The 24,030-nt window shown below is 34.9% G+C and carries 17 protein-coding genes and 1 tRNA gene; 8 read left to right on the top strand and 10 right to left on the bottom strand.

Annotation, left to right across the window (positions count from 1 at the left end; genetic code table 11):
* The first annotated feature begins 148 nt into the window (after window positions 1-148).
* A complete protein-coding gene (metK, locus tag EQG63_RS05180) occupies window positions 149-1,399 on the top strand; it encodes a methionine adenosyltransferase (protein WP_129435114.1) in 1,251 nt (416 codons plus the stop codon).
* Window positions 1,400-1,499: 100 nt separating this feature from the next.
* Entirely contained in the window at window positions 1,500-2,342 is an 843-nt protein-coding gene (locus EQG63_RS05175) for an outer membrane beta-barrel protein (protein WP_129435112.1), read from the top strand.
* 44 nt (window positions 2,343-2,386) lie between these two features.
* Here the strand turns inward: EQG63_RS05175 and EQG63_RS05170 are convergent, their stop codons facing one another.
* Entirely contained in the window at window positions 2,387-5,092 is a 2,706-nt protein-coding gene (locus tag EQG63_RS05170; protein ID WP_129435110.1) for a TonB-dependent receptor, read from the bottom strand.
* Window position 5,093: 1 nt separating this feature from the next.
* Window positions 5,094-5,984, bottom strand: a complete 891-nt coding sequence (locus EQG63_RS05165; RefSeq protein ID WP_129435108.1) for a GLPGLI family protein — start codon at window positions 5,982-5,984, stop codon at window positions 5,094-5,096.
* Window positions 5,985-6,106: 122 nt separating this feature from the next.
* Here EQG63_RS05165 and EQG63_RS05160 point away from each other — a divergent pair, with 122 nt between their 5' ends.
* Together EQG63_RS05160 and EQG63_RS05155 are read left to right on the top strand one after the other, a co-directional pair.
* A complete protein-coding gene (locus EQG63_RS05160) occupies window positions 6,107-6,898 on the top strand; it encodes a hypothetical protein (RefSeq protein WP_129435106.1) in 792 nt (263 codons plus the stop codon).
* Window positions 6,898-7,512, top strand: a complete 615-nt coding sequence (locus tag EQG63_RS05155; RefSeq protein ID WP_129435104.1) for a deoxynucleoside kinase — start codon at window positions 6,898-6,900, stop codon at window positions 7,510-7,512. The genes EQG63_RS05160 and EQG63_RS05155 overlap by 1 nt, the downstream gene beginning before the upstream one ends.
* A 53-nt stretch (window positions 7,513-7,565) precedes the next feature.
* Here EQG63_RS05155 and EQG63_RS05150 read toward each other — a convergent pair.
* The 7 genes from EQG63_RS05150 to EQG63_RS05120 all read right to left on the bottom strand — a co-directional run bounded on the left by EQG63_RS05150 (window position 7,566) and on the right by EQG63_RS05120 (window position 16,213).
* A tRNA-Gly gene (locus tag EQG63_RS05150) sits at window positions 7,566-7,638 on the bottom strand.
* Between the two features lie 124 nt (window positions 7,639-7,762).
* A complete protein-coding gene (locus tag EQG63_RS05145; protein WP_129435102.1) occupies window positions 7,763-10,345 on the bottom strand; it encodes a sodium-translocating pyrophosphatase in 2,583 nt (860 codons plus the stop codon).
* Between the two features lie 113 nt (window positions 10,346-10,458).
* Entirely contained in the window at window positions 10,459-11,316 is an 858-nt protein-coding gene (locus EQG63_RS05140) for a T9SS type A sorting domain-containing protein (RefSeq protein WP_164974454.1), read from the bottom strand.
* Window positions 11,317-11,381: 65 nt separating this feature from the next.
* Window positions 11,382-11,912 carry an inorganic diphosphatase gene (locus tag EQG63_RS05135; RefSeq protein ID WP_129435098.1) on the bottom strand — a complete coding sequence of 177 codons (531 nt, stop codon included), beginning with the start codon at window positions 11,910-11,912 and terminating at the stop codon, window positions 11,382-11,384.
* Window positions 11,913-11,999: 87 nt separating this feature from the next.
* Entirely contained in the window at window positions 12,000-12,611 is a 612-nt protein-coding gene (locus EQG63_RS05130) for a DNA-3-methyladenine glycosylase family protein (RefSeq protein WP_129435096.1), read from the bottom strand.
* Window positions 12,611-15,079 (bottom strand): DUF5686 family protein, encoded by a 2,469-nt coding sequence (locus EQG63_RS05125; protein WP_129435094.1) that lies wholly within the window; start codon window positions 15,077-15,079, stop codon window positions 12,611-12,613. The genes EQG63_RS05130 and EQG63_RS05125 overlap by 1 nt, the downstream gene beginning before the upstream one ends.
* A gap of 156 nt (window positions 15,080-15,235) precedes the next feature.
* Window positions 15,236-16,213, bottom strand: a complete 978-nt coding sequence (locus EQG63_RS05120; RefSeq protein WP_129435092.1) for a pyruvate dehydrogenase complex E1 component subunit beta — start codon at window positions 16,211-16,213, stop codon at window positions 15,236-15,238.
* A 169-nt stretch (window positions 16,214-16,382) separates the two neighbouring features.
* Between EQG63_RS05120 and tamL the strand changes: the two genes are divergently transcribed.
* From tamL to accD, 3 genes are all read left to right on the top strand, one after another.
* The gene (gene tamL, locus EQG63_RS05115; RefSeq protein WP_129435090.1) at window positions 16,383-18,929 is read left to right on the top strand and encodes a translocation and assembly module lipoprotein TamL; all 2,547 of its coding nucleotides are present in this window, start codon (window positions 16,383-16,385) and stop codon (window positions 18,927-18,929) included.
* Between the two features lie 41 nt (window positions 18,930-18,970).
* Window positions 18,971-20,038 carry a class II fructose-bisphosphate aldolase gene (fbaA, locus tag EQG63_RS05110; protein ID WP_129435088.1) on the top strand — a complete coding sequence of 356 codons (1,068 nt, stop codon included), beginning with the start codon at window positions 18,971-18,973 and terminating at the stop codon, window positions 20,036-20,038.
* Window positions 20,039-20,153: 115 nt separating this feature from the next.
* Entirely contained in the window at window positions 20,154-21,008 is an 855-nt protein-coding gene (gene accD / locus EQG63_RS05105; protein ID WP_129435086.1) for an acetyl-CoA carboxylase, carboxyltransferase subunit beta, read from the top strand.
* A 74-nt stretch (window positions 21,009-21,082) separates the two neighbouring features.
* Here accD and EQG63_RS05100 read toward each other — a convergent pair whose 3' ends face one another.
* Window positions 21,083-22,333, bottom strand: coding sequence for an ABC transporter permease (locus EQG63_RS05100; protein ID WP_129435085.1), 1,251 nt, complete (start codon window positions 22,331-22,333; stop codon window positions 21,083-21,085).
* A gap of 122 nt (window positions 22,334-22,455) precedes the next feature.
* Here EQG63_RS05100 and purH point away from each other — a divergent pair, with 122 nt between their 5' ends.
* A complete protein-coding gene (gene purH, locus EQG63_RS05095) occupies window positions 22,456-23,988 on the top strand; it encodes a bifunctional phosphoribosylaminoimidazolecarboxamide formyltransferase/IMP cyclohydrolase (protein ID WP_129435083.1) in 1,533 nt (510 codons plus the stop codon).
* Window positions 23,989-24,030: the final 42 nt, after the last annotated feature.

Genomic DNA, 24,030 nt, shown 5'->3' with positions numbered 1-24,030 from the left:
TTTGCTTTCATACATTTGCACTCGAAATCGAGAGGAAAAATTTGAACTGATTGCAACCTCATTAAAAAAATGCTAAAGCAGTAATTACTACTCTTTAGGCAATCCCTGCAATTATTTCCTCGCTTAATTAAATTTAAAATTAAATTTTATGGCTTATTTATTTACGTCAGAATCAGTGAGTGAAGGACATCCAGACAAAGTGGCTGATCAAATCAGTGATGCATTAATCGATAATTTTTTGGCATTTGATGCTGATTCCAAAGTTGCGTGCGAAACTTTAGTAACTACAGGTCAAGTGATTCTTGCAGGTGAAGTAAAATCTAAAACGTATCTAGACGTTCAACAAATTGCACGAGAAGTGATCCGTAAAATCGGATATACTAAAAGTGAATACATGTTTGAAGCCGATTCTTGTGGGGTTTTATCTGCCATTCACGAGCAATCACAAGACATCAACCAAGGAGTAGACAGAGCTAGCAAAGAAGAGCAAGGAGCAGGTGACCAAGGAATGATGTTTGGTTACGCTACGAATGAAACGGAAAATTACATGCCATTGGCTTTGGATTTATCTCATGCTATTTTGATTGAATTAGCCAACCTAAGAAGAGAGAACAATGAAATCAAATATTTGCGTCCAGATGCAAAATCGCAAGTAACTTTAGAATATTCAGACGACAACAAACCGGTTCGAATTGATGCCATTGTAGTATCTACGCAACATGATGATTTTGGCCCTGAAGCTGAAATGTTAGCTAAAATCAAGAAAGATATTATTGAGATTTTAATTCCAAGAGTGAAAGCAAAATACCCTCAATACGCTCACCTATTTAATGATAATATCACTTACCACATCAATCCTACTGGAAAATTCGTTATTGGAGGACCACACGGAGATACAGGGTTAACGGGAAGAAAAATTATCGTTGACACCTACGGTGGAAAAGGAGCTCACGGTGGTGGTGCATTTTCAGGAAAAGACCCATCAAAAGTTGACCGTTCGGCAGCTTATGCTACCCGCCACATTGCTAAAAACTTAGTTGCTGCAGGATTATGTGATGAAGTTTTGGTACAAGTATCGTATGCGATTGGAGTAGCAAAACCAACTTCAATCAACGTAGTAACTTACGGTACTTCTAAAGTGAGTTTAACAGACGGAGAAATCAGCAAAGTAGTAGAGAATGTTTTCGACATGCGTCCGTACTTTATTGAACAACGTTTAAAATTAAGAAACCCAATCTATAGTGAAACAGCGGCTTACGGCCACATGGGTAGAAAACCTGAGACCGTAACTAAAACGTTCCAATTGCCAAATGGCGCTCCTAAAACAGTTACAGTAGAATTGTTTACTTGGGAAAAATTAGATTATGTAGATCAAGTAAAAGCAGCTTTCGGAATTTAATTCTGAAACACCTATAACTTAAATCCCGATTCGTCGGGATTTTTTTATCACTATTGGTCAAAAAAAGCATAATTTTGTGCAAATTTTAAAACAAAAAAAAATGAAAAAACTAATTTTAAGTCTTGCCACAATTTCTTTATTTGCAGTAAATGCTAATGCCCAAATCAAGCAAGGACCTTATGCTAGCTTTAGTATTGGTTATAATTTTGCGAGCAATGCAAATTCAAATGCAATTTATGGCGACACTTTTCAATTTTACAACAGCGACGAAACCCCAGGACCCGACCGTTTTGAAACGATAAAATTATCTCTAGGAAAAGGAGTTAATTTTTCTGGACAATTTGGCTACATGTTTAATAAAAACATTGGAGCTGAAATGGGTATCGGATATGTAATGGGAGCCGAAACTTCTGCAAATCAAAATTCCTCAAACGGTTCAGGATGGAATAGATCAGAATTGACTTTAAAAGCCAACCAACTTCAAATCAAACCAGCATTAGTTTTAGCGGCAGGATACTCAAAAATCAATCCATACGCAAAACTGGGATTAGTAGTAGGAATGGGTAAAACTATTTTCACTAACAACCAAAGTGATTCGACTGGAGATGTAGGAGAATATGAAGTAGAATTAACAGGTGGTACAATGATTGGAATTAGAGCCAGTGCAGGTCTTAATTTCGCCATCAACGATAAAGTTTCATTATTTGCCGAATTAACTTCTATTAGCGGTAACATCAAACCAAGCGAAGGGAAATTCACAAAAGCAACTGTTAATGGAGTTGATGTATTACCTATGATGACTTACAACGACTCAAACATTGTATTCGAGGACGAGATTACAACTGCAGGTCCAGAACTTGACTCACAGCCTCACAAAGCTATCAAACCTTCTTTTAGCGCTAATAGTTTAGGATTAAATTTTGGTGTGGCTTATCATTTCTAATTAGATAGAGCACAATTAAAAAGTCCCGCATTAGCGGGACTTTTTTATATATTATACTTCACAGAAAAAATCACATATCTAGGTTGCACAGCATATTGCGAAGTTCTCACAAATGTTTGGTTAAATGAATCGTCATTTAATGAGGTTGTATTTAACAAATTAGTACCTGATACTTTGTATTCCATTTTACCACCTTTCTTTTGATAGATTACACTAGCGGAAAGAAAATCATATTCGTTTTGAACAGTTTTATCACTGTTATAATAGTTATTGTATTCGTATTCGGCCACAAACGAAAAAGCATTTAAAAAATAATAATCTAGTTTTACAGAAGGTCTATCGGTGCTAAAAGTTCCGCCGTTGTATTTATTTAAAACTTTACTGAAACCAAACTCAAGATTTGGCAATTCTTTATAATTGGTAGCCGCTTTTACCGAATACGTTTGTGAAAAACTTTCTGTAGTTTGGTTTTGAATACCTCTCAAATTGTTGAATTTAGACCAATTGATATTTGCATTCAAACTAGCTTTATAATACCTCGCAAAACCGCGACCATAACCTGCCACTCCATTCAGTGATTCATCCGCAAAATTGGAATTGATTGCCGTAGAAAATTGATTTACCTGATTGGCAATAACCGAACTTTTTACCGCATCCAGTCGTTTGGAATAATTAATATTCCCGAAGATGTTTTCAAAATTAAACATGTTGTATTTAAAATAGCGTAACGAATGAGTATGTGATAATGCGTTTTCTAAATTTCGATTTCCTTTATACAACGAGTTGTAATTACTAAAAACAGCCCCTTGCGCAAATTTATTTATATCCGTAAATTCATTTGTAATGGCATAATTATACGACAGTGTTTCCGATTTTTTGATTTGATATAACGCGAAAAAATCAGGCAACATGCGATAAAAATTATCGGTAACTTTCGTATTCAACTGATCGTTATAGGTAGTATACTTGTGCGCTGTAAATCCGGGAGTAAGCGTAAATTTCCCTGCCAAAATTTTATAATGAAATCCGAAGTACAAATCGGTAAAAACATATTTTACATCGTTATTAAAATCAGCATCAGTAATTACATTTTGACTAGCATTATCCAAAGTTTGGAAAATATAAGAATCAAAATTTTGAGAAGAATTTGTCGCTCCAAACGTAAAGTTCAAATTACTTTTCGGTGTTAACACATAGTAATAATCTAGTTTACCGTCTAATTTATTGGTGCGAACAAATCGTTGCTGATTGATGACATCTCGGTCTTGAAGCAAATCATATCCTGTAAATTCAAAGGGCACAAAATCTAAATTGGCTTTATAAAAAGGATCTTCGTTTTGATAAAGATGTTGCATTTCTAAAGCGAAAATATTTTTCTCACTTTTTGTAAAATACGTACTCCAATTTTGATTTACGGTTATCGGATCTTGCTTTTTATTGGTGAGAATTGTTTGTGAATTTAAAAAAGTATTCGCGCCATCAAAGGTTTGCTGCAAAGCCGAATTGTCTTCGTTTTGTTGAGATGTCTTTGTTAAAACATCATATTCTAATTGCCATTTTTCATTTGGTTTGTATGAAGTTGACAATTTAAACAATCCCAAATTATTATTTTGCTTCGACAATTCTTCTCTATTTTCAGTCGTTTTGATTTGTTTGTTTTCGTCTAAAAAACTGGTTTTATTTTTTGTTTCCAATTCTGTTTCCGTTCCAGATAAAATGGCAAATCCAGAAAAACTAAGTTTCTTATTCGGATTAAACGAAAAATTGGCAGCACCAAATTCGGATACAATTTCCTTGGCTCGATTGTTTCGAAGTAGTGATATTCCTAAATCGTTTGAAGTTACCGAAAAATTAGTACCACTCCGGCGTGCCATACTTCTAAATCCACCGGTAAACTTAAAATAATCTTGAATCGTTAAAGGCAATTCTCCAATATTATTCAAGTTGCCTATAAAATTCAAACTGTACTTTGGACTGTAATAAAACAATTTCGGATTCACCAAATAGCGTTCATCGGTGTGCGCAACACCAGCGCCTGCAGCAACATCTCCAAACCAAAAGTTTTTCTTCCCACTTTTCAGCTTGATATTCATAGCCACATTTTCCTCATTGTTTTCAACGCCTTTAAGAGCCCCAATTTCATTATAATTTCTCAGCACCTGTACTTTATCAATCGCATCCGCTGGAATATTTTTTACGCCAAGCTTCGTATCGCCATCAAAAAAATCTTTGCCTTCCACCATTAATTTAGAGACTTTCTTTCCTTCCACCTCTACTTCACCATTCGCATTTACTTCAACTCCTGGTAACTTTTTCAACACGTCCTCAAGCTTTCGTTCGGTGCCTGTCTTAAAGGAATCGGCGTTATAAATTAGCGTATCACCTTTCACAGAAACCGGCATTTGTTTCACCACTTCTATTTCCGAAAGCTGGCTAGCATCCGAAATAAGTGAAATGTTTTTAACAATATCTTTTTCCTCTGTCGTTACCGAAATAGTCTTCGTTTTTAATCCCAGATAGGAAAATCGGACATTATAATTTGCATTGGGTTTTAAATTTAGTAAAAAACGCCCCTTATCGTTGGTAATCGAATAGGCATCAACCGCTTTAGTGGTCTGGTTGACTGCCATAACATTTGCCATTTCTAAAGGGGTACTCGTGGTGTCTTTTACAATTCCTTCCAATCGAATTGTTTGCGCATAAAATGAAACAGAAAACAACACTAAAAAACAAGAGGGGAAAATTTTCATTTTAATTCCCCATTCTAATTTGCATACCACCATTACCACCTCTCGACTGAAACATTTCACGCATTTCTTCCATTTTTTTCTTCATGATTTCGTCATACTCATTTTGCGTAACAACCTTCCCGTTGGTAGGTGCTTTGAGTTCTTTTTTGTCCTTTACATTCATCACCACTTTAGAACACAAAATAGTTGTTCTCCCTTTGGTTACTTCCAAAATTAATCCAGGTAATCCTTGAAAATTTTCTGGTCCATTATTGACGGGAACATCTGGTGTATACCAAGCGACCACCTCTAACTCTTTAGGCACTTCGCCTTCTGGAAGCATGTTGGTGGTTTTCTTTTCTTCATCTGTTTTGACTTTGGTTTCTTTACTCTCTTCACGCATTCTAAAATTTCTAAAATCGGAAGCCGGATTTTTCACTTTTGCAGTGGCTTTAAAACATAAATAATCCCCAATTTGTTTGGTTTCTTGAGTTAGGTTCCATTTTATAGTTTCTAACGTATCTTTTACTAAGAATTCTTTACCAAACATTTCTTTATCGATGACATACACTTTTTCTTTTACATTTTTATAATGTGTTCCGCCGCCACCCATAAAAGAACCCATCATTCGCATATTCCCATTACTAGTACCGGGAGTCTCTAACTTTTCTTCTTCCTTATAAATAGAAGCATTCTTATCGAAATTTAGAGTAAATGTCTTTTCCAGCATTTTTTTCATTCGTTCTTCGATTCGCTTTTGCATTTCAGGGGTAATATCTCTATTGCCTTGAAAACGAGCCGACATATCGCTGGAAGAAGTTTTCGATTCATAAACTGCCATTCCTTGAAAATCCTGCGCTAAAGCCAATCCAAAAATTAAAAAAGCAGAAAAGGTGAAAAATAAGTTTTTCATTATATTTGAGTTTAATGTAATACCTAATATGACTATAAAGCACCAGATTTGTTACTAATGATTTGTTAAATAAATTCTTAGACATTAAATAAATATAAAAGTTTAATTGTAAATTAGCTTTCATGAAAAAAATCCTTTTATTTTTATTTGTCATAAGTTCCATTTCGTTTCACGCGCAATACACGAATCCAGTGGCTTCGCAAATGAGCACAAAATTTATTGAAGCAGATGAATATATCGGAACCGATGCCTTAGGCTACGATTTCTTCACAAAAAATAACACTCTATTCAAGTTTAAAAATTCTGAAAAATACCAATATAAAAATGTAAGCTTGGGTAAGATTTCCAAAGTTGACATTCAAAATTCGTTACGAATCTTAATTTTTTATGAAAACTTCAACATGATTATCGCCTTAGACAATCAGTTAAATGAAGTAGAAAAATTAAACTTATCGCAAACCGATTACAACATCACTGCCAGTGCAATAGGCACTTCTTCGCAAAATAACTATTGGATTTATAATACGCTTACACAACGTTTGGGATTATACAATTATGCCAAAGAGTCTTTTAAATACATTACCAATGCATTTACTAAAGAAATTAAAATCTACAAAGCAACTTACACGCATTTTTACTGGGTAGACATTGACAATCAACTCAATTCGTGTTCAATTTATGGAAAAGTATCAAATTTAGGGGTATTGCCTAGTTTTGACCAAATACATCTATCAGACGAAACCGTAATTGCCTATCAAAAAAACGGTCAACTCTATTTATATGATGTCATTAATAAGACTTCCACTCCTGTAGAAAATATTCAAAAAACCTTTAAAAGTTTTAGCTACAAAAACCAAAATTTAGCTATTTTTACTGCCGAAGGAATTACCAATTACAAAATTAATTTACCATAATGCATATAGCAGTAGCAGGAAACATCGGAGCCGGAAAAACAACACTTACCAGACTTTTGGCCAAACATTTTAAATGGGAACCTCACTTTGAAGATGTAGTTGACAATCCGTATTTGGACGATTTTTACCATTCGATGGATCGCTGGTCGTTTAACCTACAAATTTATTTCTTAAATAGCCGTTTTCGACAAATTTTAAAAATACGCGAAAGTGGCAAAAAAATAATTCAAGACCGGACGATATACGAAGACGCTCATATTTTTGCGCCGAATTTACATGCTATGGGCTTGATGAGTAACCGTGATTTTGAAAATTATTCCTCTCTTTTTGAATTGATGGAAAATTTGGTGGCGCCTCCTGATTTATTAATTTATTTAAGAAGCTCTATTCCGAACTTAGTGGGTCAAATTCACAAACGTGGACGTGATTATGAAAACTCTATTTCTATTGAGTATTTAAGTCGATTAAACGAACGTTATGAAGCTTGGATCCAAACGTATGACAAAGGAAAATTATTAATTATAGATGTTGATAATATTAATTTCGTTGACAATCCTGAAGATTTAGGAATGATTATTAATAGAATTGATGCTGAAATTAATGGATTATTCTAACATATTCTGAAAAAACAAAAAGCCTCAAAGTAAACTTTGAGGCTTTTTTTATGAGCGGAAGACGAGGCTCGAACTCGCGACAACCAGCTTGGAAGGCTGGAGCTCTACCAACTGAGCTACTTCCGCATTAGCGAGTGCAAATATAGAATAAGTTTTAATGTTTACAAATTTTTTAATAAAATAATTATCCATTTTTATGTATAAAAAAAGTCCTCGATCACTCGAGGACTTTTAACTGATCACTATACTTTTATTTTAAAGCATCTAATTTTGCTTGTACTTCAGCTTCAGTACCTTCAAAAACCTCAACTGCTTCAGCAGTTTTATCACCACTTGTAGTTGTAGTAGTAACGGTAGCTTTCACCTTACCATTTACCATTTCTTTTTTAATAGAAACTTCTTTTTTGATTTCCATTTTACCACCTGTAGCTGACTCAGCACAACAAGCCATTTTACAATCGACCTTTTTTGCAAACTTGCCATCTGCACCATAATGAGACAAACACATTTCTTTCTCTTCAGCTGTACAACCATTATCGTCACACATTTTCGCGCACTCTTCTTTGGTCATAGTAGCACATTTGGTCATGTCACATTTCATCATTTTGATCTCGCACTTTTCAACTTTAGCACAACAATCTTCTTTTGCTTTTCCTGCCGAATGTCCTCCTAAAATTGGCGCAATTACCAAACCAATCAAACATGTCAATTTGATTAATATATTCATTGAAGGCCCTGAAGTATCTTTGAAAGGATCTCCAACTGTGTCTCCAGTTACTGCCGCTTTGTGCGCATCAGAACCTTTGTAAGTCATTTCTCCGTTAATCATTACTCCAGCTTCAAATGATTTTTTAGCATTGTCCCAAGCGCCACCAGCATTATTTTGGAAAACTGCCCAAAGTACCCCTGAAACGGTAACTCCGGCCATATATCCTCCTAACATCTCCGCAATTAATTGATTGTTATCACCATAAACTAATTTACCGACAAGTACAATTGCAATAGGAAAACCAATCGTTAAAATACCTGGCAACATCATTTCGCGTAATGCTGCTTTGGTAGAAATTTCAACACATTTACCATATTCAGGACGTCCAGTTCCTTCCATAATTCCTGGAATTTCTTTAAACTGACGACGTACTTCATATACCATATCCATAGCCGCTTTACCCACTGAATTCATAGCCAAAGCAGAGAAAACTACTGGAATCATTCCACCCACGAATAGCATCGCTAATACAGGCGCTTTGAAGATATTAATTCCATCGATTCCTGTAAATGTTACATACGCAGCAAACAATGCCAGAGACGTCAATGCCGCCGAAGCAATGGCAAAACCTTTACCTGTTGCTGCTGTTGTATTTCCAACTGAATCTAAAATATCCGTTCTTGTACGAACTTCTTTTGGTAGTTCACTCATTTCAGCAATACCACCCGCGTTATCAGAAATTGGCCCGAAAGCATCAATTGCTAATTGCATTGCTGTTGTTGCCATCATAGCTGATGCTGCTAAAGCCACACCATAAAATCCAGCCAACGCATAGGTTGACCAAATGGCAGCCGCAAATAAAATTACGGTTGGAAAAGTAGAAATCATTCCCGTTGCCAAACCTGCAATTACATTCGTCCCTGCTCCTGTTGATGATTTTTGAACAATTGCCAATACAGGCTTCGTTCCTAATCCAGTATAATATTCTGTTACCGATGAAATCGCTCCACCTACAAAAAGTCCGATTAAAGTTGCGTAAAACACACGCATTGAAGAAATTTGTTGTGCCCCTTCTCCGAAGAATTCCATAGTCATTACCTCAGGTAACATTTGTTGTACTAAAAAGAAACAACAAACAGCCGTTAACGCAATCGAAACCCAGTTCCCAATGTTTAATGCTTTTTGCACTTCCGCTTCTTTAGCATCATCACTAGAAATTTTTACTAACATCGTTCCTACGATAGAAAATAAAATTCCAAAACCAGCAATTGCCATTGGTAATAAGATTGGCCCAATTCCGCCAAAATGGTCTTGGATAGCACCACCCATATCTTTAATAACATAATTCCCTAAAACCATCGCAGCTAGTACAGTTGCAACGTATGAACCGAATAAATCAGCCCCCATACCTGCAACGTCACCTACGTTATCACCAACATTATCAGCAATAGTAGCTGGATTACGAGGATCATCTTCAGGAATTCCTGCTTCCACTTTTCCTACTAAGTCAGCGCCCACATCGGCCGCTTTGGTATAAATACCACCACCTACGCGAGCAAACAAAGCGATAGATTCTGCTCCAAGAGAGAAACCAGCCAATGTTTCAAGTACAATAGTCATATCTTCGGTAGACGTCCAAACGCCTCCCATAAACACTTTAAAGAAAATGATAAAAAACCCTGTAAGACCTAATACCGCTAAGCCTGCAACACCTAACCCCATTACTGTTCCACCACCAAAAGATACTTTTAATGCTTGAGGCAAACTGGTACGAGCCGCTTGTGTTGTTCTTACGTTTGTTTTAGTCGCAATTTTCATTCCCATGTTTCCTGCTAAAGCCGAAAAGAAAGCTCCGAAAATAAATGCGACTACTATTAGAATATGAGTTGTAGGCACAATAAATGAAATACCTGCTAAAGCTAAACTGGCTCCAATTACGAAGAAAGTCAGCAAGCGGTATTCTGCTTTAAGGAAAGCCAAAGCACCTTCATAAATGTAATCTGAAATTTCTTTCATTTTGCCGTCTCCAGCATCTTGTTTGAGCACCCAAGCCCTTTTCATTGCCATAAACACAAGCCCTACAAGAGCCATGATAATTGGCACATAAATCATCATTGAATTCATAATTTGTTTGTTGGTTAATTAGTTAATATTCGTAAATGTAACAAATTGAATGTAAATAAAAAAGCAATACTCAATTAAGAATATTGCCTTTTTTAATTACATTCAATTATATTTTAATTCTTTATTACTTTACTAATAGAAGTCCCTTGATTCGAATGCATTTTAAAGATATAGATTCCTGATGACAAGTCTTCAATATTGATAGCATTCGAATTGTTCTCAAGTTGTTGAGAAAACAACTTTCGACCGTTAACATCCAAAACTTCCACATTAACTTGTTCTAAATCTTGAAAATCAATTTTCACGTTATTTGACGTTGGATTTGGATACACTTGAATTTTAGACTTTAATTCAAATTCACTCAACCTTAAAACTGGGCTACTTACTTGAATAGCATTAATACTGTGATTACTGTATTGTTGAGCTCCTTGATAGCCACCTGCAGAAATATAAAATCGAACCTCGTCTACATTTTCAAATGCTGTGGATAAGAGAATTGTATTGGATAAAAAAGGATTGTTATAGCCTTGAAATGTTGTAGACGCTACTTCAATCCCATTTCTATATCCTTTAATTGTATTTACTGCGCCATCAGTTTGACTTTCTCCCCAATTTAAATATGCAAACTGATGAAGCTTAAACTCGGCACCACTAACCGATTTTATAAGCATTCCTTTTGTTCCTGTCCCTACATTTGCTGTTAATCCCGTGTAGGTACCTGCGGTGTAAAAACCAGCATTTTCCCATGACAACGGAGAAACAAAAGCACCAGCTGTATTTGAAATGTTATAAATTTGAATATCAATATCCGTAATATTTACCGAACCACCTTCACCATCGGTAGCGATATTATCGGCAGAAATTCCAGTATTACTTGTAAAAGTTAGAGTTGGAGCAGAACTTAATGTTTGTCCAAAAGTGAATGGAAAACTAAAAATTCCAACTAAGAAGTAAAAGTATTTTTTCATCATAAAAAAAGGCATTAGATTATTTTACAAATCTAACACCTTTATTATAAATACATTTTATAAAGTAACTATTTTATACTAAACAATCCTGCTGGTTTATTTTCAATAGCATCGAAACGATCTACACATTGTTTGATGATTTCTCTTGCCTCGTTTACATCTCCCCAACCTTCTACATCCACTTGTTTGTTTTCTAAATCTTTGTACACTTGGAAAAAGTGCTCGATTTCTTTCAATAAGTGATCATTAATATCGGATAAATCATTCAAAGAATTCCAGATTGGATCTGAAACCGGTACACAAATAATTTTTTCATCTGGACCTTTATCATCGGCCATGTGGAAAACACCAATTGGTTTTACTTCAATCACACAACCAGGAAATGTTGGCTTTGTTACTAACACTAATACATCTAACGGATCTCCGTCTAAAGCTAAGGTTTCTGGAATAAAACCATAATCAGCTGGATACATCATTGATGAAAACAACATACGATCGAAACGCATTCTTTTTAAATCGAAATCGTATTCATATTTATTTCTACTTCCTCTTGGAATTTCAACTAATACATCGAAAGTTTTTACCTTATCTGCAGTCATTTTTTTAATCTTTTACATTTTTTGAGGGTGCAAAAGTACTGTAAAAAGTTAGAAGTTAGAAGCTAAAAGTCAAAAGTTTTTTATGACTTAGTACTGGTACGTAATTTTTCTGCCTCTTTTTTGAAGATAATGATGCCAAAGCAAGAAAGAAGCCATGGTTCTATGAGGTGACCACAATGTTGCATAGGCTTCCATTTCCATTTTATCGTGGATATTGAGTAGCTCTTTCATCGTGTTTACAATAGCCACATCACCAATTGGCAATACATCGGGCGATTGCAAACTAAACATCAAATAGACATCGATGGTCCAATTGCCAATTCCTTTAATTTTGATGAGTTCGGAACGGATTTCATCAGAAGATTTCGAGGCAAGACTTTCCAAATCGAGACTTTTGTCCAAAATAGCTTCCGACAAGCATTTGATGTATTTTGCTTTTTGTCGGCTTACCCCAAAAGCTCTAAATTCTTCTTCAGATACTGCAATTAAAACAGAAGGCTGAATATTGGCAACTCCATTTCGCATTCGAAGAAAAGTGGCTTTCGCCGAATCGATGGATACTTGTTGCTCCAATATTAGTAAAACTAAAGTTTCAAAACCTTCTGGTCGAGAAGGAATGATTTCAGGAAAACCAAATTCATCAATAATTTGTTGAAAAATTTTGTCTTTTTGAATAAGATATTGAACCGATTCTTTCATTAAAAATAGAACCCGAAACCTCCTTTAACCGTGAATTTTTTCGCATCTGGCAATTCAAGATAATTTCCTCTCCAAGCGAAATCAATTCGGAATACTTTGAAAATATTGGCAATTCCGGCATGATATTCAATATACCCTTTGGTTGGTGCCAAATAATTTAGTCCAGAAGCATTAATTGCTTTGTTTTCATCGGAAACACTTCCATAAACCGCTTTCACTCCAACAATTTCTCTCCAATTTAGTTTTTTCACATAGGGAATTCTAGAAAAAATTCGACCATTAAAATGCTGTTCCAAATGAAGTGAGGTATATTGATCGGTAACAAATTCGTAGTAATTCATCAAATTATAGGTGTTATCAATCACAAAATACGATTGATTTCCAGGCACCACCGCCATTAACCCTAAAGGCACAGTTCCGAATATTTTACCCGTTTCGAAAGTCGCAAACAAACGTCCCATTCCTCCCATATAAATCGGTTGGCGGTAATACAATTGCAACTTACTATAATCGAAATCGCTATTAAAAAGACCTTTAACTCCTTGGCTATAATTGACAAAAATTCTGGAATAATTATTATCCACTTCCAAGCGTTCTACCCCATATCCCACTGTTTTCTTTTTAGGAGTATAATCTACTCCAAAGGACAATTCCGATTGATTGATTTTCGAAAAGACATTTGACCCAATTTTATAATCCAAACTAAAGGTAGGTGAAGCCGATTCTAAAGTTCTAATTGACAATCCCGTTTTAAAAACCAAACTTTTTACCGGTTCGATTTCTGCCGAAAAAGCCGAAAGATTCACGTTAGTCAATTTACTATTATCACCACTAGCAAACACAGAAGAAGAGGCAAAACTTCGTCCTAAAACATCATTAGAAGCTGTTAAACTCACCCCTATTTGCTCTACATCGCGACGATTTCCTGCACTCAAGATAATTCGGTTTTTCTTGTCGATCATCCATTTTCCAGAAAGACCATATTTGAATTTATTATCTTTAAATCCATAAGCAGTATACCCTTCAATTCGCCATTTATCATTCGCACTAAAATAAGTTCTTCCACCCAGACGAATACGTTGTCCTTCAACATCATTGTTGCCAAAAATGGAGTAAATTGGTCCGAAATCAATATGTCCTTTCTGAATATAACCGCTGGCTAAAATCGTAGTTAGGTTGTACAATCGCTTAAATTTTCCGACCGTTTTTAAGGTGTCTAGCATTTTGTAAACCCCTAGTTCATCTTTACTAAGATTTTCCATGCGGTTTTCCTCCCAAAAGGCCTCATCTCTTTTATAGACAGATGCATCAAACTCGTTCACACTTTCTTTATAAAATTTCTCAGGCTTAACTTCATTAAACTTATGATCGCTATAAATAGTAGTTCTTTTTCCGTACACTCCTTTTGATTTTTCCTTTTTATTTAAAGCAAAATCAGACATCATATAATCTCTTTTCAATAAGAAAACAGAATCGTTAAGCACATCAAATTCCTGTTCGATATAAATATCTTTTACCCAGTTAATATTGGCACTTTTTGATGCTGCCATGTTGATTTTTTTGATGGCAAAAGTGGTATCGTTTACCCAAAAATCTCCTTTAAAAGTCAATTCGTTCTTACGTCTTGGATAATACACAATATTGTAACACCATTTATTATCGATATACGTACTGTCGGCCAAAACATAATTATAGGTATTAATTCCTGTTTTAGACAATGGACTTACGAAGTTCTTATCGAAAAAGTTCAGGTAATTATTGTAAATATCATAATCGGAATACAAGTCTTTGATAAATGTTTCTACCCCAGCGCCTTCTCCTAATCCTGAATTTTTGTTCGCATTTAGCACTTCTTTTTTCTTCCCATTCGTATTGTCTCCATAAACGTCATATAACGATTCGTTTATAAAAATTGGCAAATACGTTTTCCCGGTAATTTTAGAGGTGTCTACTTGTTTGAAAATAAATTCCAATCCTTTAAAAACACGATTTTTCATAAAAGCCGAATCGATTGAATTCATATCGAATTCGACTTTTTCGTACTTTTTCATGGCATATTGATTGAATTTATACAATCCGTTACTGCGTTTTTTCTCCCAAATTTTTCTCAGTATATCTAGTGCTGGATTGTTCTTCTTGGAAGTTTTTCCTCCGTATACTTTGACTTCATCTAAGATGTTATTACCTCCAAAAACCACTTTCAAATCGTAGCTTACCGCTTTGTTAAGTTTGATCTCTGTAGTAGTATACCCCACGTAGGATATTACCAAAACCGTATGATTGTTTTCCGATTGAATATAAAATCGCCCATTCTCATCTGAAGTTACGCATTCACGAGTTCCTTTAAAACAAATATTAGCATAGGGCACTGTTTGCTTCGTATCATCATAAACAACACCACTTACTTTTGTTTGTGAATAAGCAACATTAACCAGGATTATAAAAAAGAAAAGAATTATTTTTTTCATGGGACTTATTTTTAAACGGAACAAAACAATAATCATTCCGCTTTTTTCAAATGAAAACTCCATCAAATAGATGGAGTTTTCAAATATAGTTTTTTTTTAGACTTTTAGACTTCTTAGATCATTAGAACACTAGACTTCTACAAGGTCTAAGTCAGTCTATTTATACATTACTTTCTTAACCGCCTTTACCACGTCTTGTGCGTTTGGCAACCATTCTTTCAATAAAGTTGGCGAATACGGCGCAGGCGTATCGGCAGTTGTAATTCTTTGTACTGGAGCATCTAAATAATCGAAAGCTCTTTCTTGTACCATATACGTAATTTCTGAAGCAACAGATGCGAATGGCCAAGCTTCCTCTAACACTACTAATCTATTTGTTTTTTTCACCGAATAAATGATACAATCATAATCCATTGGACGAACCGTACGTAAATCGATAATTTCACAAGAAATACCTTCCTTTGCTAATTCTTCGGCTGCAATATGCGCTTCTTTGATGATTTTTCCGAAAGAAACAATAGTCACATCGGTTCCTTCTCTTTTAATATCAGCTACTCCTAACGGAATTGTATATTCTCCTTCCGGCACTTCTCCTTTATCCCCATACATTTGCTCACTTTCCATGAAAATAACCGGATCGTTATCACGAATAGCTGCTTTCAATAAACCTTTCGCATCGTAAACTGTACTTGGCACCACCACTTTTAATCCTGGAGTATTAGCAAACCAGTTTTCAAAAGCTTGTGAGTGTGTTGCCCCTAATTGTCCTGCAGAAGCAGTTGGTCCACGAAAAACCATCGGCATTGGAAATTGTCCCGCCGACATTTGACGCATTTTTGCTGCGTTATTTATAATTTGATCAATCCCAACCAGTGAGAAATTGAATGTCATATATTCCACAATAGGACGACAACCATTCATAGCAGAACCAACAGCAATACCAGCAAAACCTAATTCGGCAATTGGAGTATCTATTACACGTTTCGGTCCAAACTCATCCAGCATTCCTTTAGAAGCTTTGTACGCTCCATTGTATTCGGCCACTTCTTCACCCATTAAATACACCGATTCGTCACGGCGCATTTCTTCACTCATGGCTTCAGCAATTGCTTCTCTAAATTGTATCGTTCTCATAGTATATATGTGTCTTCTGTAAAATTGAAATGCAAAAATAAAAATTTTATATTAGTTAATCTATTATTTACTCCAATATAAGTAAAATTTAATAAATTGAGTGAAATACGATTCATTTGGTTTTTGCTAACCATAAAAAAGTGTATTTTTGAATTAAATTTCTTTCAGTTTGCACAATCTCTCTTCAAAAATATCAATACTCGTTCTTATTGCTGTCCTTATTTCGGCCTGTGATGCTGTAAAAAAGGTTCCTTCCGAAAAACACTTATTAACGAAAAACAAAGTAAAAGTCGACGGAAAAAACATCAAAGACGAAGCTATTATTGAACAATTAGTACAACAACCCAATTCGAGTCTTTTAGGCTTCAAACTAAGGCTACACATGTACAATTTAGCCAAAGAGAATATGGATTCTGTTTTCAAAGCAAAATACACCAATAATCCGGAAAAGTATGCTCGAGCATCAAAATGGTTATCGCAAAAACAAGTCCATCGGTTAGGCAAATCATTTTGGTATTCCGGTTGGCATAATTTTTTAAAAAAAACAGGCGAAGTTCCTGTAATAATTGACACTACAAAAACCAAAAGAACCTTAAAAAGATTAAAAGCTCATTATTTTAATCAGGGGTATTTCAGAGCCAAATCCAATTATAAAATCAATTATTTAGAAAAGAAAAGAGCGACTGTTGATTATTCCTTAACCAAAGGGGAACCTTCTTTTTTAGACACAATACATAAAGACATTGAAAGTCCAGATTTAGATTCTTTATACACATTGACTGAAAAAAAATCTTTGGTAAAACAAGGACAACAATTTAATGATGAAATCGTAAAAAACGAAATCAGCAGACTTACCAATTATTTCCGAAACAAAGGAGTATACCATTTTCAGCAACAAAATATTTTATTTGTGATGGACACGGCCTCCTTAAAAATGCCTGTTGTTATAAAAATATCGGATAGAAAAATAAAACAGGGTGATACAACTGTAACACAACCATTCAAAATTTATAAAATCGACAAAGTAAATATTTATACGAACGATTTGGCCACCAAAAATCAAAAATACTATACCGATAGCGCCACTTATAAAAATTTCAACATTTACAGCACCAACAAACTACGCTACCGCCCAAAAGCCCTTGCCGATGCCGTTTTTATTCAAAAAGACAGTTTGTTTAGCGAAGAAAGAAGAACACAAACACTTCGTTCCTTAAGCAATTTAAGAGTGTTTAATTTTCCCAACATCGTTTATACCGAAAATCCGGAAAATGAAACCTTAACTGCAAACATTTATTTAACTTCAAAAGACAAGTATGGATTTAAGGCCAACGCCGATTTTACACATTCGAACATTCAAGATTTTGGTATTTCCGGGAATACTTCGCTTTCCATTCGAAACATATTTAGAGGTGCTGAAACATTAGAACTAGGAATTAGAGGGAATATTGGTTCTTCAAAAGATTTAGCCAACCCCGACAATCGCTTTTTCAACATTACCGAAATTGGATCGGATTTACGACTTTCTTTTCCAAGACTGTTTTCTCCTTTCAATACTGAAAAAATAATTCCTAAAACCATGTTCCCTAATACACTTATTAGTGCAGGTTTTGCTAAACAACAAAACATCGGTTTAGACAAAGAAAGCTTCACCTCATATATTAATTACAATTGGGTGCCTAGTAAAAGTACCAGTGTAAAATTTGACTTGTTAAACGTTCAATATGTCAAAAACATCAACATTGCCAATTACTTCAATGTCTATACCTCAACCTATAATCGATTGAATGATTTGGCTCAAATTTATAATGACGACCCTTTAATTTTAGATGAAAATGGAAATTTAACCAAAGATGAAGGAGGTGCTGATTTATTTATTGACTATGCTTTGAACGGATTATTACCCAATTTAGACATCAATGGAAACGACTATAAAATCATAAAAAGTATTAAAGAGCGTAAAGACAGGTTAACGGAAAACAACTTGATTTTTGCTTCCAATTTTGTCTATTCTAAAACGTCGCAAACCGATTTTTTCGACAAACAATTTTACAGTTTCAAAAGCAAAATTGAATTGGCAGGAAACACGCTTTCCTTATTAGCAAATGTCAGCAACCAACCCAAAAGTTTGGACGGTTCGAGAAATCTTTTCGGATTACAATACTCCCAATATGTGAAAGGCGAATTTGATTTTGTAAAACATTGGGATTTAAAAAGAGACAAAGTATTTGCTGTCCATAGTTTTTTTGGATTAGCAATCCCTTATGGAAACTCCCAATCGATTCCTTTTTCTCGAAGTTATTTTGCAGGAGGCTCTAACGACAACCGTGGTTGGCAATCTTACAGTTTAGGCCCCGGAAAATCGGGTGGATTAAACGATTTTAACGAAGCCAATATGAAAATCACCTTGAATGCCGAATTTCGTTTTAAATTTTTCGGAAACTTTCACGGAGCTCTTTTTGCCGATTGTGGTAATATTTGGAACGTTCTGGATAGTGAAACCGATGAAGCCAAAATTTTTTCAGGAATAAAGTCATTGGAAAGTTTAGCACTCGGCACCGGTATTGGATTTCGATATGATTTTAGTTTCTTTGTAGCGCGTTTGGATTTCGGATTTAAAACGTATAATCCTTCGCTTGACACTAGTAAACGCTGGTTCAAAGAAATGGCATTAAATAAATCGGTTTTAAATATTGGTATAAACTATCCGTTCTAAAAGTAAATTTGTAATTTTGTCCTCTTAAAAAAATCAATCAAATGGCACATAACATAAAACCAGGAGTTGCAACTGGCGACCAAGTTCAAGAGATTTTTAATTATGCAAAACAAAAAGGTTTTGCATTACCTGCAGTAAATGTTGTAGGATCTAGCACTATTAATGGTGTTTTAGAAACCGCAGCCAAATTAAATGCCCCTGTTATTATTCAGTTTTCAAATGGAGGAGCGCAATTTAATGCTGGTAAAGGTTTATCGAATGCAAATGAAAAATCGGCAATTGCTGGTGCAGTAGCTGGAGCAAAACATATTCATACTTTAGCCGAAGCATATGGCGCTACTGTTATTTTACATACGGACCATTGTGCTAAAAAATTATTGCCTTGGATTGATGGATTATTAGAGGCTTCTGAAAAACATTTTGCAGAAACAGGAAAACCTTTATATTCTTCGCACATGATTGATTTGTCTGAAGAACCAATTGAAGAAAACATAGAAATTTGCAAAGAATACCTAGCGAGAATGAGCAAAATGGGTATGACTTTGGAAATTGAATTAGGAATAACTGGTGGTGAAGAAGACGGAGTAGACAACAGTGATGTGGATAGTTCAAAATTATACACGCAACCAGAAGAAGTAGCTTATGCTTATGAAGAATTGATGAAAGTTTCTCCTCGATTTACTATCGCAGCTGCTTTTGGAAACGTCCACGGCGTATACAAACCAGGAAATGTAAAATTGACTCCAAAAATCTTGAAAAATTCTCAAGATTATGTTCAAAATAAATTTAATACAGGACACAACCCTGTTGACTTTGTTTTCCACGGAGGTTCTGGTTCTACTTTAGAAGAAATTAGAGAAGCTATTTCGTATGGCGTAATCAAAATGAATATTGATACCGATTTACAATTCGCGTTTACTGAAGGAATTCGTGACTATATGACTTCAAAAATTGATTATTTAAAAACACAAATTGGAAGTCCAGATGGCGCTGATTCTCCAAATAAAAAACACTACGACCCGAGAAAATGGGTTCGTGAAGGAGAAGTTACTTTCAACACAAGATTAGAACAGGCTTTTGCCGATTTAAATAACGTAAACACATTATAAAAAGTACAAAGTACAAAGTAAAAAGTACAAAGTACGAAGAAAAGAATATTAATAATGATGTTAGATTTTAAGGATTAATCCTTCTAACTTCTAACTTCTAACTTCTAACTTAACTATGGCTTGGTTTAAAAGAAAAGAAAAAGGAATTACTACTGCTACCGAAGATAAAATGGACGTACCAAAAGGATTATGGTACAAATCCCCAACAGGTAAAATTGTCGATGCTGAAGAATTAGCAAAGAACTTATGGGTAAGCCCAGAAGATGATTTTCATGTACGAATTGGTAGTAAAGAATACTTTGAAATATTATTTGACGAGAATCAGTTTACCGAACTAGACGCTAATATGACTGCTAAGGATCCGCTAGGATTTGAGGATACTAAAAAGTATTCTGATCGTTTAGTGGATGCAATTGGCAAAACCAAATTGAAAGATGCGGTTCGTACTGCAGTTGGAAAATCGAAAGGAAAAGACCTAGTCGTTTGTTGTATGGACTTCGCCTTTATTGGGGGATCTATGGGAGCTGTTGTAGGTGAAAAAATTGCTCGTGGAATTGATTATTCGATTAAAAACAATGTGCCGTTTGTGATGATTTCAAAATCAGGAGGAGCGCGTATGATGGAAGCTGCTTATTCGTTAATGCAATTAGCCAAAACCTCTGCAAAATTAGCACAATTAGCAGAAGCCAAAATTCCGTACATCTCTTTATGTACTGATCCAACCACTGGTGGAACAACCGCTTCTTATGCCATGCTTGGTGATATTAATATCGCTGAACCAGGAGCCTTAATTGGATTTGCGGGACCACGTGTGGTAAAAGATACGACCGGAAAAGATTTACCAGAAGGTTTCCAAACGGCAGAATTCGTGTTAGATCACGGTTTCCTTGATTTTATCTCACACAGAAAAGAGTTAAAAAACAAAATCAATTTATACATCGATTTAATTCTGAATCAAGAAATAAGATAAAAATTCAAATCCCGTCTGGTAAAACAAGACGGGATTTTTTTTATAATATAAGATTGTTTCGTTCCTCGCAATAATTACATACCACTTCTAATCGCTTCTACTGGATCTAATTTTGAGGCAGAAATGGCAGGTATAATTCCAGCAATTAGTCCAACAATTACAGACAAGCCAAAACCCCACATAATATTGGCAAAACTGAGCACAAAATCAAACTCAAGCGCTTGTGATAATACGCTGGTTATTATCCATACTAAAACAATTCCAATTAATCCACCAATCACACAAAGCGTCACCGCTTCAAATAAAAACTGAAGCAAAATAAATTTGTTTTTAGCTCCAAGTGATTTCTGAATTCCAATCAAATTCGTTCGTTCCTTCACCGAAACAAACATAATATTGGCAATTCCAAACCCACCTACTAGAAAGGAAAACAAACTAATAATAATCCCGCCCATACGAAGTCCAGAAATAATCCCATCCAACATATCGGTAAATCCTGAAAGCACATTAATAAAAAAATTATCGATCTCCCCTACTTTTACCCCTCTAAATTGTCTTAATTTTTGGCTCAATTCTCCTTTAAAAGCCTCAATATCAACACCATCAACAGGCTTTATTAATATTGCAGGCGTAATTAATTCGTTATTGTCACCATACAAATTTCTCAAAAAATTGACAGGTATATAAACTGAGGTATCTTCATTATTATCAAAAATACCGGCTCCTTTCTTTTTCATCACCCCGATAACTGTAAATTTTTGACCGTACAAACGTACTTTTTTTCCTAAAGGGTCAAAGTTTTCAAATAAACTCTTGGCAATTTCATGTCCTAAAACAATAACAGCAGTGCCTGAATTTGACTCTGATTCATTAAAAAAACGCCCTTTTTGAAATTCCAACATTTGAACATCTTCTAACTCATAGGTAGTTGGCCCTATATTTACAGAACTTACTGTTTTACCTTCATATTTTATATTCTCGTTTTTAGTAAACATTTGAAAACACATCGCATCAAGGTCATTCAAGGATTTCTTCAAATATTCAAACTCATCATAGGTAACATTAGGAAATTGGTCGGTTTTCCAATCCGGGATATCGGAAGGCCCAAAAGAAAACTTCATTAAATAAATAGAATTTTTATCAAGTGTGCTTAAATCTCCTTTAATTTTTCTATCCAAAGAATCTACGGCTGCCAGTACCGCTATGATAGAAAAAATACCAATTGTAACCCCCAGTAATGACAGTAATGTACGCAATTTATTATTTCGTAATGCATTTATTGCAAAACCAAAACTTTCTGTAAGCAAGCGTAAATAGATCATCATTTTTAAAAGGCTTTTAAGGTTAGTAGCGTATTTAAATCATTTGTTACAATTAAAAAAGCAAAAATTAGATTGTTTCGTTCCTTGCAATGCCCTACTTTTGCAAAACAATTTACAACAACACAATGAACACTACAAAATCTATTAAATCAGCACTAATTTCTGTGTTTGACAAAACCGGACTTGAACCAATCGTTCGTGAACTTCACAAACAAAATGTAACTTTTTATTCTACTGGTGGCACCGAAGAATTCATTCTAAATCTTGGCATTCCTGTAGTCCCTGTTGAAGATGTAACCAATTACCCTTCCATTTTAGGCGGAAGAGTTAAAACATTACACCCAAAAGTTTTCGGTGGTATTTTGAATCGCCAAGACAATCAACAAGATATTCTTCAAATGCAAGAATATGAAATTCCGCAAATAGATGTGGTTATTGTTGATTTATATCCTTTTGAAAAAACAGTAGCTTCTGGAGCTAGTGATGCTGATATTATTGAAAAAATTGACATCGGAGGCATTTCATTAATTCGTGCTGCTGCCAAAAACTTTAAAGACACAGTAATTGTACCTTCGGTGAATGAATACCCATTGTTTTTAGATATTATTTCCACTCAAAACGGAGCAACTACTCTAGCACAAAGAACCACTTTTGCAGCAAAAGCCTTTAATGTTTCTTCACATTACGATTCGGCGATTTTTAATTATTTCAACAAAAATCAAGAAGAAGCGGTTTTAAAAATTAGCGAAACCCAATGTGACATTCTTCGTTATGGGGAAAACCCACACCAAAAAGGATTCTTCTTCGGTGATTTTGAAAAGATGTTCGACAAGTTACATGGTAAAGAACTATCATACAACAACTTATTAGATGTCGACGCTGCTGTAAATTTAATGAGTGAATTTAAAAACGACAACCCAACGTTTGCTATTTTAAAACACAATAATGCTTGTGGAATTGCGACACGTAAAACGATGAAAGAAGCGTATTTGGATGCGTTAGCGGGTGATCCGACTTCGGCTTTTGGAGGTGTTTTAATTGCGAATGGAAATATTGATTTAGCAACGGCAGAAGAAATTAATAAATTATTTTGCGAAGTGATTATCGCGCCAAGTTACGACAGTAGCGCTCTAGCCATTTTAGAAGAAAAGAAAAACAGAATCATTTTAGTTCAAAAAGAAGTAGCATTATCCAAAACTTCAGTACGTACTTGTTTAAATGGAGTTTTGGTTCAAGACAAGGATTTAATTACCGATACAAAGGAAATCCTAAAAACAACCACTACGAAAACAGCGACAGCTCAAGAAATTGACGATTTATTGTTTGCTTCTAAAATTTGCAAGCACACAAAATCGAATACAATTGTTTTGGCTAAAAACGGTCAATTATTAGCTTCAGGAACGGGACAAACTTCACGAGTTGATGCATTGCGTCATGCGATTGAAAAAGCCAATTCTTTTCAATTTGATTTAAAGGGATCGGTTATGGCGAGTGATGCTTTTTTCCCTTTCCCAGATTGTGTTGAAATTGCGAAAAATGCCGGAATCACAGCGGTTATTCAACCTGGAGGTTCTATAAAAGACGAGTTAAGTATCGCCTATTGCAACGAAAATAATGTCGCCATGGTCTTCACTGGAATTCGACATTTCAAGCATTAGAAAAAACAAAAAAACATATATTTCACAAACGCAGCAATTCTT

Origin of the sequence: Flavobacterium amnicola (assembly GCF_004122165.1) — a bacterium.
Classification (GTDB): domain Bacteria; phylum Bacteroidota; class Bacteroidia; order Flavobacteriales; family Flavobacteriaceae; genus Flavobacterium; species Flavobacterium amnicola.
Note: the sequence above shows the minus strand (reverse complement) of the source record. Positions and strands in the feature narration are given on the sequence as shown.